The sequence below is a fragment of the Streptomyces sp. NPDC026522 genome, from assembly GCF_055567555.1.
Map to the genome: position 1 here is coordinate 319,204 of NZ_JBVHQF010000006.1, position 14,577 is coordinate 333,780.

A 14,577-nucleotide genomic window follows, 5' to 3' on the forward strand; every position below is an offset into this window, starting at 1 on the left:
TACGCGGGCGCAGGCACCGGCCCGCGTCAGCGGTGCAGCAGCTGGGTCCAGTTCTGCGGGACCCGGCCGGCCGGTCCCGGCGTCGGCTGGTCGGCCGGGTGGCCGTGCGGCGGTGCCAGCTCGGGCCCGGACTCGTACAGCTCGTCGCTCCGGTAGTCCCAGAACCACTCCTCGCCCGGCTCGAAGCTCTGCACCAGGGGGTGGCCGGTCGACTTCCAGTGGGCGGTGGCGTGTTGCGCCGGCGAGGAGTCGCAGCAGCCGATGTGGCCGCACTGGGCGCAGCGCCGCAGGTGGAACCACCAGCCGCCCGCTTCGTCGCATTCGACGCAGCCGGTGCCACTGGGCGGGGCTTTCGGGTCGATGCCCTCGATGTCGGTCATACGGGCTCCTCGGCGGTCTCGGTTGGGGAGGCGGTCTCGGATTGCGGGGCGGTCAGCGGCAGCAGGACCTGGAAGCGGGTGTCGCCCGACGCGGACTCGACCTGGAGGCTGCCGTGGTGCTTGTTCACGACGATGCGCCAGGAGATGTCCAGGCCGAGGCCCGTGCCCTCGCCGACCGGCTTGGTGGTGAAGAAGGGATCGAAGATGCGGCTGCGGATGTCCGCCGGGATGCCGGGTCCGGTGTCGCGGAACTCCACCAGCAGCCGGTCCCCCTCCCGTGCCGTGCGGAGCGTCAGCGTTCCCTCGCCGCCGGTGCTCCTGATGGCGAAGACGGCGTTGTCGATGAGGTTGGTCCACACCTGGTTGAGCTCCGCCGGGTAGGCGGGCACCTCCGGCAGGGAGCGGTCGTAGTCCTTGACCACCCGGATGTGCGGACCGATCTTGCCGGACAGCATCAGCAGGGTGCTGTCGAGGAGTTCGTGGACGTCGACGACCCGGTGCGGGGCGCGGTCGAGCTGCGAGTACTGCTTGGCCGCGTCCACGAGGTGGGAGATGCGGGTGGTGGAGTCGTTGATCTCGTCCATCAACAACTCGGTCTCGACGGTGTAGTTGAGCCAGCCGATCGCCCCCGGCAGGATGTCCTCGGCGACGGTCGCCGCGACCTGCTCCAGCCAGTCCGTGTCGAGTCCCGCCTGTACGAAGGTGGGTGCGATCCGCCACCCCTCCGGGATGCCGTGGCCGTCGAGCCAGTCGGCGAGCTCGTCCTCCCGGTCGGACGCCTCCAGCGGGCTCAGCACCGGTGCCTTCGCGACCCGTTCGGCGGTCTGCTCCTGAATGTCGATGAGGTCGGCGAGCGTCTCGCGCGAGTAGCGGCCCTGGGCGATGACGGCCAGCTTGTGCCGCATCTTGCTCACCCGTTCGCGCAGATCGGCGGTGGCCCGGACGGCCGCCGCGGCCGGGTTGTTGAGCTCGTGGGTGAGCCCGGCGGACAGCGATCCGAGAGCCAGCAGCCGCTCCCGTTGCCCGATGGCCCGTTGGGTGTTCTTCGTGCCGAAGAAGAGCCCCTCCAGCAGGTGCGCGGCCATCGGGAACCAGTCCCGCATGACGTCCGCGAACGACTGCGCGGGCAGCACGAAGAACCGGGTCGGCTCCGTCACCCGCATGGAGTTGGTGTACACCTGCGGCACCCTGTCGCCCAGGTAGGCCTGCATGGCCCCCGCGTACACCCCGCGCTGCGAGGTGCGGCTGACCTCCACGTCGTCGCCGCCGACCCGGCGGTACAGCACGACGGTGCCCTCGATCATCACGTAGAAGCAGGTGGCCGGGTCGCCTTCGGTGTAGACCGGGCCGGCTTCGAACCGCTCCACCCGCCCCTCGGCGCACAGCCGGCCGAGTTGCTCGGGGGAGAGCTTCTCGAACAGGAACAGCGAGGAGAGCTCCTGCGGGCCGCACGGCATGGGCTGTCCGCTCATGATTGCTCCAAGTACCGGTGGACGAGCATCACTGCCATGGCTCCCTCTCCGACGGCGGACGCGACGCGCTTCGCGGACTCGGCGCGCGCGTCGCCCGCGACGAACACGCCGGGAACGTTGGTCTCCAGGTGGTACGGGGGCCGGTCCAGTTCCCACTCGGCGGGCGGTCGGCCGTCCGGGGTGAGGTCCGGGCCGGCCAGGATGAAGCCCCGGTCGTCGCGCAGCACCGTGCCGTCCAGCCAGTCGGTCAGCGGGGCCGCGCCGATGAACACGAACATCCACTGTGCGTCCACGAGTTCGGTCGCGCCGCTCGACGTGTCCCGCAGCGTCAGCTGCTCCAGGTGCCCGTCGCCGTGCGCCGCGTCGACGACGGTCCGGATCCGGACCGTGATGTTCGGCGTCTGCTCGATCTGCTGGATCAGGTAGTACGACATCGACGCCGTCAGCGACTCGCCGCGCACCAGCAGCGTCACCGACTTGGCGCCCCGCGCCAGGTACATCGCCGCCTGGCCGGCGGAATTGGCGCCGCCCACGATGTACACGTCCTGCTCCTGGCAGGCGGCGGCCTCGGTGAGCGAGGAGCCGTAGTACACCCCGCAGCCGGTCAGGTCCGCGCAACCCGGTGCCCGTAGCTGCCGGTAGGACACGCCGGTCGCCAGGATGACGCTGTGAGCGGCGATCGCCGAGCCGTCGGAGAAGCGGACGACGCGCGCCGCGCCGTTGGCCTCCAGTCCGGTGACCTCGCGCGCGGTGAGGATCTCGGCGCCGAACCGGCCGGCCTGGCGGCGGGCGCGTTCCGTGAGCTGGGCTCCGGACACCCCGTCCGGGAAGCCGAGGTAGTTCTCGATGCGGGAGCTCTGCCCGGCCTGTCCGCCGGTCGCCGACCGCTCGACCAGTACCGTCCGCAGTCCCTCGGAGGCTCCGTACACGGCCGAGCCCAGCCCGGCCGGCCCGCCGCCGATCACGACGAGGTCGTAGAAGTCGGCGGCCGGCGTCGTCGCGAGCCCCACGTGGGAAGCCAGGTCGGTTGCCTCCGGCTCGATCAGTACGGTGCCCTCCGGCGTGATCACCAGGGGCAGTCGCTGTCCGTCGGCCCCGGCCGCCTCCAGCAGGCGCCTGCCCTCGGGCTCGTCGGAGGAGTACCAGCGGTAGGGCACCTGGTTGCGCGCGAGGAACTCCCGTACCTCCGAGGAGTGCGCCGACCAGCGGTGTCCGACGACCTTGGTGGTGGGCACCGGCCGGTAGTCGCTGGCGCGCCAGGCCGCCAGCAGGTCGTCCAGGACCGGGTAGAGCTTTTCCTCCGGCGGGTCCCACGGCTTGAGGAGGTAGTGGTCGAGGTCGACGACGTTGATCGCGTCGATCGCCGCGCCGGTGTCGGCGTACGCGGTCAGCAGCACGCGTCGCGCGCCCGGGTAGACGCTGATGGCCTGTTCGAGGAACTCGATGCCGTTCATGTGCGGCATGCGGTAGTCGGCCAGGATCACCGCCACCAGGTCGCCCCGCAGTTTCAGCTCGCGCAGGGCTTCCAGCGCGGATCCGCCGGACTCGGCGCGCACGATCCGGTACCCGCCGCCGTAGCGGCGCCGCAGGTCGCGGGCGATGGCACGGGACACTCCCGGGTCGTCGTCCACGGTCAGGATGACGGTCCGCGCCGTGTCGGCGGCCTGTTCCATACGTCTCCAACCCCGAGCGGTCCGGACCGGCCCTCGGCGAGGCGCCTCGGCCGGTCTGCCCATCGTATGTTTGGCCGCCCCGGTTTGCTGCTGCTCACCGCGGACCGTGCGCTGCGGTCACACACCCGGTCACGCACGGTCAATACGGTGGGCCGGGCGGCCGCGCCCGCGCGGACCGGGCCCACCGGCCCACCGGCCCCTCGGCGCGCTGATCAGACGGCGGTGAAGAGGTCGTCGCGGGCGCCGTCGAGGACGAAGCCGTTGTCGAAGCGGACCCGGACGGTCACCCCCGCGCCCTGCTCCTGGTGGGCGGCCCACGCGGGTTCCAGGGAGCCGACCTGCTCCTCCAGCTGCCGCCTGCTCTCCGGCGGCATGTCCCGCCCGAAGGAGTCGAGGAGCGACTTGAGCCGCTCGTACTCCCGGACGTCCCGGCCCGGATCCCGCTCGCCGACCACCCGGTCGACGGTGCCCTCGGCGCCGGCCGCCAGGGCCAGGAACCCGGCGACGGCGCCCGTTCCGGATCCCCCGGCCACGGCAACCGCGTCGGCCAGCCCGATGTCCACTGCCAGCCGCACCCGCTGGCCCTCCTTGAACGTCATGACCCCTGCAATCCATTGATCCGCTGCGGGCTGCCCGCCCACCGGTGGGCGGCGGCGGCGGCTCAGGAGGTGCCATTATCCGGCCCGGTCCCGGGGCCTCGGCGCCTTCGGCGGCACCCGGCCGTCCCCGCGCGGGCGGACGGAGCGTCGACGGTGCGGCCGGCCGCTAGGCTGCGGGCGTGCCGTCGTACTCCATCGGGCAAGCCGCCGACCTGCTGCGCGTGAGCGCGGAGACGGTCCGCCGCTGGGTCGGGTCGGGCCGGCTGCCCTCCCGCCGCGCGCCGGACGGATCGCGACGCGTCGACGGCGCGGTCCTCGCGGTGCTCGCCACGGAGCGCGCCGCGGGACTGCATCCCCTGCCGTCCGGTGCTGCCGCCACCTCCGTACGGAACTCCTTCGCCGGAATCGTCACCGCCGTGCGGGTCGATGACGTGGTGGCCCGGGTCGAGATCCAGTCGGGCCCGCACCGCGTGGTCTCCGTGGTGACCCTGGAGTCGGTGGAGGAGCTGGGCATCGCGGTCGGGGTCACCGTCACGGCCCGGGTGAAGTCCACCGAGGTGCACATCGACGTGCCCGGCCGGGACCGGGCCGGCTGCTGAGGCCCGGCCGCCCCGTGCGGCCGTCAACCGCAACGCAGCGCCGCGTACAGGTCGACCTTGTGGTCGAGCCGGGTGAGGTCCCGGCCCGTGAGGGCCTGCACCCGTTCGATCCGGTAGTGCACGGTGTTCACGTGCAGGTGGAGGGCTTCGGCCGTACGCGTCCACGAGCAGTTGTTGGCCAGGAACACCTCCAGCGTCTCGCGCAGCATCCCGTCGCCGAGCGCCCCCAGCAGCCGGGCCCCGAACACCTCCCGTACCTCGGGCGGCACTCCCGCCAGCAGGTCCGCGAGGGTGTTCAGCTGTTCGGCCCCGCGCACAGGGCGCTCCTCGTCGGCCGCCCGCAGGGCGAACCGGGCCTGGCTCAGCGATGCGCGCAGCCCGCCCGTCCCGGCCGCCCGGGCACCGATGCCCAGGCGCAGGCCGGCCTCCGGGCCCCCGCACGCCTGGAGCAGCGGCCACACCGGGCGGAGCCGGGCCGCCGGTGCGGCCTCCGCGTCCGGGGCCTCGTACAGGACCGCCACCGTCCCGCCCACCGCGTACGGGACCCCGTCCAGGTGCGCCAGCGCCTCGGTCAGTGCCTCGCCGGAGGTCGCCGCGAGAACGCGGTACGGGCCGCCCGCCGGCAGTCCGGCGGCGCCGGCGGCCTCCTCCAGCGCCCCGGGGTCGGCCGGGGTCTCCCCCTCCAGCAGTGCGCACAGCGCCTCGCCCGCGGCCCGGCCGGGGGCGGCCCGGCGGCGCTGCCCGTCGCGGTGCTGGGCGAGGACCTCGGCGATCTCGTGGAGCACCCGCGGCGGCGCCGCGTCCGCGTCGGGGACGTACAACTGCCAGGCGTCGTACGGGGAGCTCGCGGCCTCGATCCGCAGCGAGACCCCGCCCCGGGCGGACGCGGCCAGCGCCTGCCCGGCGGACACGGCGGGCGCGGACGGGGTGCGGGCCACCGTGCGGCCGCTCGCGGTGAGCAGGTAGCAGGGCACCGGGCCCAGGTGGGCGCAGGCCCGGTCGAGCAGTTCGGCGGGTCCGGCGCCGCTCGCCAGCAGCCGGCTCAGCTCGCCGCGTACGTTCTCGGGCAGCGCGAAGACCCGGTTGCGGGTCGGGCGGCGGCTGAGGTCGCCCCACTGGCGCAGGTAGACCGCCTCGGTCACGGCCCGGAAGCTGGTGGTAGCGGGCACGGCCGCGACGGGCACCCGGTGGGCCCGGCAGGCGGCGACGAGCTCGTCCGGAACCCGCCCGTGGGTCTCCTCGCCGGCCAGCAGGGCGGTGACCCCGGCCTCGGCGAGGACGGCCACGAAACGGTCCGCTTTCGCCGGACCGTCTTGGCCCCACCACACCAGTCCGCTGAGCACGAGCTCCCCTGGGCCCAGGAAGCGGCCCGGGTCTTCGAGGTCGGTGGCGGTGACTCCGCTGATGTGCTGGCCGAGAAGTGGTTCCTCGCCCCAGAGCAGGGTGAGGCCGAGGCTGTCGGACTGGAGCAGGTCGAGGACGTGCATGACGGGACTCCTTGCGGTGGGCAGCACCCCACATTCGCCAGGTGAATACGAGGAATTCCATCGTAAATGCAAGCGCAAGGCCATAGATAACCTCTTGGTTGATCGTCCAGGGGCGGCACCCCGAGGGCTGTGCGATTCCGTGTCCGGGACCAGTCGTTTCGGCCTCCTCGCGTTGCTTCACTGGCGGGAACCCGCGGTTCTCCGTCGTCGGGCCGGAAAGGCTGGTGGCCGGAATTGGATCTCAACACGGTGCTCGACGTGCGCGACGCACGACGGCGCGAACCATGGCGTCCCGGCGATGCCTGGCTCGGCGGCGGCACGTACCTCTTCTCCGAGCCCCAACCGCACCTCCGCCGCCTCGTCGACCTCTCCCGGATGGGCTGGCCGCCGCTGTCCTGGCAGCCCGACGGCTCGCTCGACATCTCCGCCACGTGCACCATCACCGAGCTGTCGCGGTTCGGCCGGACCCTGCCCGCGGCCGCCGCCCCGCTCTTCGAACAGTGCTGCCGGGCCTTCCTGGCCAGCTTCAAGGTCTGGAACATGGCGACCGTGGGCGGCAACCTGTGCAACGGCCTGCCCGCCGGCCCGATGATCTCCCTCACCGCCGCGCTCGACGGCACGGTCCTCCTCCAGGGCCAGGACGGCACCACCCGCCGCCTGCCGGTCGCGGACTTCGTCCTGGGGGCCGGCGTCAAGGACCTGCGCGAGGGCGAGCTGCTGCGCTCCGTCCGCCTTCCTGCCCGCGCGCTCGGCTCCCGCACCGCCTTCCGGCAGGCCTCGCTCTACGGGCTCGGCCGCTCCGGCGCCCTCGTCATCGGGGTGTCCGACCCGGCGGACGGCTCCCTCGCCGTCACCGTGAGCGCCGCGACCACGCGCCCGTTCCGCTTCTGGTTCGCGCTGGCGCCCACCGCCGCGGAACTGCGCGAGGCGATCGACGGCGCCGTCCGGCCCGGCGAATGGTTCGACGACATCCACGGCCTGCCCGACTGGAGGCGGCACATGGCCCTGCGCCTGGCCGAGGAGGTCCGCCGCGAACTGACGTGCCTGGAAAGGACCTTGCACAGGACCGGGGAGACTCCCGGGGAGGGACCGCGATGAGCTACGAGATCGAGATCAACAAGCAGCGCTTCTCGGACGAGCCCCGGGCCGGCCAGTGCCTGCGCACCTACCTGCGCGAGCGCGGTTGGTTCGGCGTGAAGAAGGGCTGCGACCAGGGCGACTGCGGCGCCTGCACCGTCCACGTCGACGGCCGGCCCGTGCACAGCTGCCTCTACCCGGCCGTCCGCGCCGAGGGCCGCTCCGTCACCACCGTCGAGGGCCTCGCCGAGGAGGGCGGCGAACTGCACCCGGCGCAGCAGCAGTTCCTGGACGCCCAGGGCTTCCAGTGCGGCTTCTGCACGGCCGGGTTCCTGATGACCACCGCGGCCCTCCAGGCCGAGGAGGGCACCGCCCACGACGACGGCAAGCTCCAGGACCTCCCGCGCGCCTTCAAGGGCAACATCTGCCGCTGTACGGGCTATCGCGCCATCGAGGACGCCGTGCGCGGGGTCAAGCACACCGAACGCCCCTGCGCGGGCCAGGCCGTGGGCAGGAACCTCGGCGCCCCCGCCGGCCCCCAGGTGGTCACCGGCACCGCCCGCTACACCTTCGACGTGGAGGTGCCCGGGCTGCTCCACATGAAGCTGCTGCGCTCCCCGCACCCGCACGCCCGCATCGTCTCCATCGACACCACCGACGCCCTCCGGGTGCCCGGCGTGCACGCCGTCCTCACCCACCACGACGCCCCCGACCGGCTCTATTCGAGTGCCCGCCACGAACACCCGACCGAGGACCCGGAGGACACCCGGGTCCTGGACGACGTGGTGCGCTTCGTCGGCCAGCGGGTGGCGGCCGTCGTCGCCGACACCGAGCAGGCCGCCGAGGAGGGCTGCCGCCGCGTGGTCGTCGCGTACGAGGAACTGCCGTACGTCATCGACCCGGAGGAGGCCATGCTCCCGGGCGCCCCCGTCATCCACCCCAAGGGCCCCGAGTCGCGCATCGCCCGCCCCGCGAACAACGTGTGCGGCGAGGTCCACCACACTCTCGGCGACATGGAGAAGGGCTACGCGGAGGCGGACGTCGTCCACGAGGAGACCTTCCAGACCCAGCGCGTGCAGCACGCCAGCCTGGAAACGCACGGCAGCGTCGCCTACTTCGAGCCCAAGGAGGACGGCGACGGCGAGCGCATCACGGTGCGCTCCTCCACCCAGGCGCCGTTCCTGACCCGGCGGGCGCTGTGCGCGCTCTTCGACCTGGGCGAGGACGAGGTCCGCGTCGTCGCGGGCCGCGTGGGCGGCGGGTTCGGCGGCAAGCAGGAGATGCTGACCGAGGACATCGTGGTTCTCGCCGCCCTGAAGCTGCGGCGGCCGGTGAAACTCGAATTCACCCGGGCCGAGCAGTTCTACGGTGCCACCACCCGCCACCCCTTCAAGGTCACCGTCAAGGCCGGCGCCAAGGCCGACGGCACCCTCACCGCGCTGCGCATCCGCGTGCTCTCCAACACCGGCGCCTACGGGAACCACGGCCCGGCGGTGATGTTCCACAGCGTCGGCGAGTCCTTCGCCGTCTACAAGGCGCCGAACAAGGAGGTGGAGGCGTACTCCGTCTACACCAACGGCGTGCCGGCCGGTGCCTTCCGCGGTTACGGTCTGGGCCAGGTCCTCTTCGCGCTCGAATCGGTGATGGACGAGCTCGCCGTCCGGCTCGGCATGGACCCGCTCGTCCTGCGCGAGAAGAACGTCATCGGCCCCGGTGACCACCTGGTGACCCCGATCGGCCACGACGACGACCTCTTCATCGCCTCGTACGGCATGGACCAGTGCATGGACGTCGTCCGCAGGGCCATTGCCGAGGACCGCAGCCACGAGGACGTACCCGAGGGCTGGCTCACCGGCACGGGCGCGGCCGTCGCGATGATCGCGACCGCTCCCCCGAACGGCCACTTCGCCGACGCGCGGGTCGGCCTGATGCCCGACGGCACCTATGACATCGCGGTCGGCACGGCGGAATTCGGCAACGGCACCACGACGGTCCACAAGCAGATCACTGCGGGCGCGCTGAACACCACGGTGGACCGGATCGCGATCCGCCAGTCGGACACGGACGTGGTCCGCCACGACACCGGCGCGTTCGGCTCGGCCGGCACGGTGGTGGCGGGCAAGGCAGTGCTGCTGGCCGCCGATTCCCTCGCGCAGCGCCTGAAGACCTTCGCGGCCCGCCACACCGGCGTGGCCCGGCACCTGTGCGAGCTCCGGGCCGAGTCTTTCGACTGCGCGGGCCGCGTCCTCACCCTCAAGGAGCTCTACGAGGCCGCGTACGACAAGGGCCGGCTCGACGAGATCTCGGCGGAGGGCCACTGGGGCGGCTCCCCTCGCTCGGTCGCCTTCAACGCCCAGTGGTTCCGCATCGCGGTGGACCCGGACACGGGCGAGATGAGGATCCTGCGCAGCGTGCACGCGGCCGACGCCGGCAAGGTCATGAACCCGATGCAGTGCCGCGGCCAGGTCGAGGGCGGAATCGCCCAGGCCCTGGGCGCGACGCTGTTCGAGACGGTACGGGTGGACGAGCGCGGGGAAGTGACCACGGCCGCCTTCCGCCGCTACCGGCTCCCCCAGTACGCGGACGTCCCGCGCACGGAGGTGCACTTCATGGAGACCTTGGACTCGACCGGCCCGCTGGGCGCCAAGTCCATGTCCGAAAGTCCCTTCAACCCGGTGGCCCCGGCCTTCGCCAACGCGCTGCGGGACGCGACGGGGATCCGGTTCACCGAGCTGCCGGTGACACGCGACATCGTCTGGCAGAAGATGAGTCAGAAGATGCAAGGGAGAATCGCATGATCCTGCTGCATCCGCGGCTTGTAGTAAGCCATCAAGCTTGCAGATGAGGTTCCGGAGTGCGCGGACCCGGGAATGACCTACGCATGGCCAAACTCATGCTGCACGGAGACCTGGACCACCCGGCGACCTTGAGCGTCGCCGATCTGCGCGACTGGGCGCAGCACCGGGCCGCGGTCACCTTCGACTGCGCGACGAACGGCCCCCAGCACCACGTTTTCGAGGGCCCCTTGCTGCGCGAGGTGGTCGCGGACGCGGGGCCTGCCTTCGACGCCCGGCGGCGCAAGGACCGAAGCCGCTTCCTGCTGGCGATCAGCGGCGGCGACGGGCACCACAGCGTCCTGTCCTGGGCCGAGCTCGACGCCGACTTCGGCTGCAGCCCGGTCCTGCTGGCCACCCGCCTCGACGGGGCGGACCTCGACGAGGCGGGCGCACAGCTGGTGGTGCCGTCGGACCGGTGCGGGGCGCGCTACGTCAGCGCCGTCACGCACGTGTGGTTCGGCGCGCTGTCCCCGCCCAGCCTCGGCAGGTAGCCGGGAGCGGGGCCGGGTTCACCGCCCGGCCGCTGCCGGCGGCGCCGCAACCGGCGCGGCCGGGTCGGGGCGGCGGGCGGTGCGGCGGGGCAGGAGGCAGGCCAGGGCGCCGAGGAGGAAGCCGTACGCGGCCACCAGGCCGTGGCCGTTGGACTGGGTGAACCACATGATCAGACCGAGCACCGGCACGCCGATGGCGAACAGGGCCTCCTGCACGCCCGCGCCGTTCCGGCCGGCGCGCAGGACACGGAGCAGGAGGGGGGCGGCGAGGGTCGCGGCTAGGAAGTAGGTGGCACCGGAACTCCCGGCGAAGTTGCGGGGGTCGGTGCTGCGGGCGGTTTCGCCGAACAGCATGTCGACGTACGTGGGCAGCAGGATTCCGGCGGTGAAGAGGCCCAGCATGAGGGGGCCGCCCCAGAACCATTCGGCGAGAGCGGCGATGACGGCGATGGTGGCGATGTTCCACGCGTCGCCGAACAGGCCGCCGTTCTGCATGAAGACCGAGGTGACGATGCGCCACCAGCCGGATTTGGCCGGGTCGCTGTCGAGGGCGTCCATCGCACCCGACCAGCAGAGCTGCGTCACCAGGCCGGCGACGACCAGCGCGGTGAGCCCGACCGCCGCCCAGGGGGTGCTACGCCCTCTCAGGGTGTCCTCGCCGAGCAGGGCCAGTCCGCCCTTGAACATCAGAACCATCAATGCCGCCGTGGTCACGTTGAACACGAGTGCGTCCATCGCCACCACCCCCCTTCGCTCCCCGTTGCTTGCTTCGAGGACGACAGTAGCGCGACGCGGAGCAAGATTCAAACGGTGTTTGAAAAATCGCGCTAGGCTGCTCCCATGAAGCTGACAGCGGAGCGGATCATCGACGCGGGAATGGCGGAGTTCGCCGAGACGGGTTACCACGGCCTGTCCATGCGGAAGGTGGCCCAGCGGCTCGACGTCCACGCCGGGAGCCTCTACTACCACGTACCCAGCAAGAACGCCCTGCTCCAGCTGATGGCGGACCGGGTCGCCCGGCAGGCCTACGACGCGGGGACCGCGGCCCTGGCCGAACTGGGCCCGGAGGCGGGCTGGCAGGACCGCGTCGAAGCCCAACTCGTCGCGCTGCGCGACACCGTCCGGCGCCACCCGGGCGGAGCGGTGATGCTCGCCGACAGCCCGAAGGTGCTCAGCACCGGGGCGCTGGCCCTGATGGAGCGGCTACTGGAGAGCCTGCGCGAGGCCGGCGTGCCCGCCGAACACCGCGCGGTCGGCGCGGACGCGCTGCTCAGTCATGTCACTGGGTTCGTCCTGCAGGAGCAGAGCGAATCGCCTCCGGTGGCCGTCGGGGCGGAAGAGGGCGCGGCGCTGCGGGAGCGGTTCCCGCTGACCGTCGCCGCCGCCTCCGCCATCGGGCAGGACGAGAAGTACGTCCGCAGCGTGCGGCTCGTGTGCGCGGGCCTGGAAACGCTCCTCGCCCCCTGAGGCCCGTGCCGGGGCACGGGCCTCAGGGGCGTTCCGGGGCGGGGCTCAGCTGCGGGAGGCGTCGGTGTCGGGGATCCAGGAGCCGTGGATGCCCGCGGTGACCCGGCGCGGGAGGTGGACGGCGGCGATCCGGTCGAGGCCCGAGGCGTCGAGCACCAGGAGCTGGGAGGTGTCCTGCTTGAGGTCGGAGATGACGGTGAGCAGGTAACCGTCGTCCTCGCGGGTGGCGCCCGCGGCGGGCACGAAGACGGCTTCGCTCGGCAGTCGGGCGTCACCGGCCCGGTGGATCCGGCGGCCGCCGGTGGTGCGGTCGTACTTGACGATGCCGTATCCGCCGTAGCCGCGCTGGTCGGGGAAGGACACGGCGTACTGGTAGCGGTGCTCCGCACCGAGGAAGTCCTCGTTGAGGGTGGGGAATTCGACGGCGAGGTCGTCGACGGTCTGCTCGTGGACCCGGCCGTGCGCCAAGTCGATGGTCCAACGGCGGTTTTGCGAACGGGTGTTGGGTTCGGTGCCGCGACCGGGGGCGCCGACCCACCAGTTCCAGGAGAGCCGGAAGCCCTCCCGGTCCACGGTCGGGCCTTCCAGCACGATGCGGCCCTGGGCATCCTCGTAGGCGTTGGCGGCGTGCAGCATGTTGCCGGGCTCGATGGGGAACCAGCGGATCTTCCCCGCACCTTGCGGGCCTCGGGGCATGACGCCGATGCGCGCGGGCTGGTCGTCGTTCCAGCCGTAGGGGATGCCCGAGTGCTCGGCCGGGTCGAAGGTGACGGTGCCCTCGATGAAGACGATGTGGTGGCGGGTGATCGCGAAGTCGTGCTTGAGGGAGGCGGTGGCGCCCGGCACCTCGACGCTGTGCGTCACCCGGCCCTGGGCGTCGGCCACGTAGTACATGAGGAACGGCGGGAACGGCGCGGAGCCGAAGAAGTGCAGCTCCCCCGTCACCGGATCGGTCTTGGGGTGGGCGGTCATCGCGCTGCGCAGCTTGCCGCCGAAGTCGTAGGGGCCGACGGTGTCGAGCTCGGGGCCGATTTCCACGGGGAAGTTGGCCTCGCAGAGCGCGAGGAGACGGCCGGCGTGCTCGATGACGTGGGTGCCCGCCGTGCTGGCGGTGAGGTCCGGGCCGTGCTCGGTCATGTAGGGGGCGCCCTCCAGGGCCGGGGTGCGGACCCAGCGGTTGCGGTACCAGTCGGCGCGGCCGTCGCTCAGGCGGATGCCGTGGACCATGCCGCTGCCCTTGAACCAGTGGGTGGGGGTGACGCCGGGCTTGGGGTTGTGGCTGTTGCGGATCAGCCGGCCGGTCAGCTCGGGGGGCAGGGCGCCTTCGACGGTGAGCTCGGTGGCGCTGATTTCGTCGACGGCGGGGGTGTAGTGGCCGGTCAGGTAGGGCTTGCTGGTCATGGCGGGAACCTCGCTACTCGGATGGCTGGTGGGGCTGGTGGGAGCGGATCGGGTGCCTGGCGGGGTGCGGTTGCGTCAGCCGGTCCGCTCGGCGGCGGCCTTGAGGGAGGCGAGCCAGGCGGTCAGGGACCGGCGCAGGGCCTGGCCGAGCTGTTCGGCGGCGGCATCGACGGGCGCGCCGCTCCAGGACTCCTCCGTGCGGACGGTGACGTGGTTACCGATCTGCTCGAAGGTCCATACGTGGATGCCCTCGATGCCGTCCGCGGGGCCGCCCCACACGATGCGCTCGCCGGGGATGACCTCCCGGACGGTGGAGGTGATGTCCAGGCCGTGGGTGTTCCAGCGGAAGGAGGTACCGGGCAGCAGCGGACCGTCGAGCTCGGCCCGGTCGATGTCCGCGTTCCAGTCGGCCCAGGCGCCGATGTCGGTGTGCAGGGCCCAGACGCGTTCCAGCGGGGCTTCGATCACGGTGGACAGGCGGACGACGGCGGGGGCGGTCTCGTCGATGGTGAACATGGTTCTTCTGCCTCTCGATCGGGTGTCGTCTATGGGGTGGCGGTCTTGCGCTCAGGAGTGGCCGTGGACCGGGGGACGTGCCCGGGCTGGCGGGCGAGGAGCAGGGCGAGGGCGGCGGCGGCCACGAGGACGGCTGCGGAGATACCGAAGGCCGTGCGGTAGCCGGCGGTGAGGGCTTGCGGACCCGGATGGTGGGCGGCCGCATGGGCGGTGGTGGTGCCCGCGAGGGTGGCGAGGACGGCCAGGCCCACCGCGCCGCCGACCTGGCGGGTGGTGTTGACCAGGCCGCCCGCCAGGCCGGCGTCCTGGGGCGGGACCCCCTCGACGGCCTGGGCGGTCAGCCGGACGAAGGCGACGCCCAGGCCGAGGCCGGCCAGCAGCAGCGCTCCGAAGGCCAGACCGTAGGCATTGACCACCCAGGTGGTGCCGCCGTCCGACAGACCGACGCCCGAGCGGATCTGCGGCAGCGCCACGTTGACGATCGAGGTGGCCACCATGACGGTGAACTGCGCCGCGGCCAGGGCCGCGATGGCCGCTCCTGCGCGGCGGCCGATGCCGATGGACTGCACGTGACTAAC

At 72.3% G+C, this 14,577-nt stretch carries 14 protein-coding genes; 5 read left to right on the forward strand and 9 right to left on the reverse strand.

The window, feature by feature from the left end; all coding sequences use genetic code 11:
• Positions 1-26 precede the first annotated feature (26 nt).
• From ACZ4M3_RS18070 to ACZ4M3_RS18085, 4 genes are all read right to left on the reverse strand, one after another.
• Positions 27-380 (reverse strand): UBP-type zinc finger domain-containing protein, encoded by a 354-nt coding sequence (locus tag ACZ4M3_RS18070; protein WP_467733673.1) that lies wholly within the window; start codon positions 378-380, stop codon positions 27-29.
• Positions 377-1,852 carry an ATP-binding protein gene (locus ACZ4M3_RS18075; protein ID WP_467733675.1) on the reverse strand — a complete coding sequence of 492 codons (1,476 nt, stop codon included), beginning with the start codon at positions 1,850-1,852 and terminating at the stop codon, positions 377-379. The genes ACZ4M3_RS18070 and ACZ4M3_RS18075 overlap by 4 nt, the downstream gene beginning before the upstream one ends.
• On the reverse strand, positions 1,849-3,525 hold the full coding sequence (locus ACZ4M3_RS18080; RefSeq protein WP_467733677.1) for an NAD(P)/FAD-dependent oxidoreductase: 1,677 nt from the start codon (positions 3,523-3,525) through the stop codon (positions 1,849-1,851). Before ACZ4M3_RS18080 ends, ACZ4M3_RS18075 begins: the two co-directional genes overlap by 4 nt.
• Before the next feature lie 212 nt (positions 3,526-3,737).
• Positions 3,738-4,124, reverse strand: coding sequence for a hypothetical protein (locus tag ACZ4M3_RS18085; protein ID WP_467733679.1), 387 nt, complete (start codon positions 4,122-4,124; stop codon positions 3,738-3,740).
• 179 nt (positions 4,125-4,303) lie between these two features.
• Between ACZ4M3_RS18085 and ACZ4M3_RS18090 the strand changes: the two genes are divergently transcribed.
• Entirely contained in the window at positions 4,304-4,723 is a 420-nt protein-coding gene (locus ACZ4M3_RS18090) for a TOBE domain-containing protein (protein WP_467733681.1), read from the forward strand.
• Between the two features lie 23 nt (positions 4,724-4,746).
• On the opposite strand, the gene ACZ4M3_RS18095 is transcribed toward ACZ4M3_RS18090, so the two are convergent.
• On the reverse strand, positions 4,747-6,210 hold the full coding sequence (locus ACZ4M3_RS18095; RefSeq protein ID WP_467733683.1) for a PucR family transcriptional regulator: 1,464 nt from the start codon (positions 6,208-6,210) through the stop codon (positions 4,747-4,749).
• A gap of 234 nt (positions 6,211-6,444) precedes the next feature.
• Here ACZ4M3_RS18095 and ACZ4M3_RS18100 point away from each other — a divergent pair, with 234 nt between their 5' ends.
• The 3 genes from ACZ4M3_RS18100 (at position 6,445) to ACZ4M3_RS18110 (ending at position 10,615) form a co-directional block, all read left to right on the forward strand.
• Positions 6,445-7,308, forward strand: a complete 864-nt coding sequence (locus ACZ4M3_RS18100; RefSeq protein WP_467733685.1) for an FAD binding domain-containing protein — start codon at positions 6,445-6,447, stop codon at positions 7,306-7,308.
• A complete protein-coding gene (locus ACZ4M3_RS18105; protein ID WP_467733687.1) occupies positions 7,305-10,085 on the forward strand; it encodes a molybdopterin-dependent oxidoreductase in 2,781 nt (926 codons plus the stop codon). The genes ACZ4M3_RS18100 and ACZ4M3_RS18105 overlap by 4 nt, the downstream gene beginning before the upstream one ends.
• Positions 10,086-10,168: 83 nt before the next feature.
• The gene (locus ACZ4M3_RS18110) at positions 10,169-10,615 is read left to right on the forward strand and encodes a molybdopterin-dependent oxidoreductase (RefSeq protein ID WP_467733689.1); all 447 of its coding nucleotides are present in this window, start codon (positions 10,169-10,171) and stop codon (positions 10,613-10,615) included.
• Between the two features lie 18 nt (positions 10,616-10,633).
• Here the strand turns inward: ACZ4M3_RS18110 and ACZ4M3_RS18115 are convergent, their stop codons facing one another.
• Positions 10,634-11,350: a hypothetical protein gene (locus ACZ4M3_RS18115; RefSeq protein WP_467733691.1), complete on the reverse strand. Its 717-nt coding sequence runs from the start codon at positions 11,348-11,350 to the stop codon at positions 10,634-10,636.
• Positions 11,351-11,455: 105 nt separating this feature from the next.
• Between ACZ4M3_RS18115 and ACZ4M3_RS18120 the strand changes: the two genes are divergently transcribed.
• On the forward strand, positions 11,456-12,082 hold the full coding sequence (locus ACZ4M3_RS18120; protein ID WP_467733693.1) for a TetR/AcrR family transcriptional regulator: 627 nt from the start codon (positions 11,456-11,458) through the stop codon (positions 12,080-12,082).
• Between the two features lie 45 nt (positions 12,083-12,127).
• On the opposite strand, the gene ACZ4M3_RS18125 is transcribed toward ACZ4M3_RS18120, so the two are convergent.
• The 3 genes from ACZ4M3_RS18125 to ACZ4M3_RS18135 all read right to left on the reverse strand — a co-directional run bounded on the left by ACZ4M3_RS18125 (position 12,128) and on the right by ACZ4M3_RS18135 (position 14,568).
• Positions 12,128-13,483, reverse strand: coding sequence for a carotenoid oxygenase family protein (locus tag ACZ4M3_RS18125; RefSeq protein ID WP_467733695.1), 1,356 nt, complete (start codon positions 13,481-13,483; stop codon positions 12,128-12,130).
• Between the two features lie 75 nt (positions 13,484-13,558).
• On the reverse strand, positions 13,559-13,999 hold the full coding sequence (locus tag ACZ4M3_RS18130) for an SRPBCC family protein (RefSeq protein ID WP_467733697.1): 441 nt from the start codon (positions 13,997-13,999) through the stop codon (positions 13,559-13,561).
• A gap of 29 nt (positions 14,000-14,028) precedes the next feature.
• Positions 14,029-14,568 (reverse strand): hypothetical protein, encoded by a 540-nt coding sequence (locus ACZ4M3_RS18135; RefSeq protein ID WP_467733699.1) that lies wholly within the window; start codon positions 14,566-14,568, stop codon positions 14,029-14,031.
• Between the last annotated feature and the right edge of the window lie 9 nt (positions 14,569-14,577).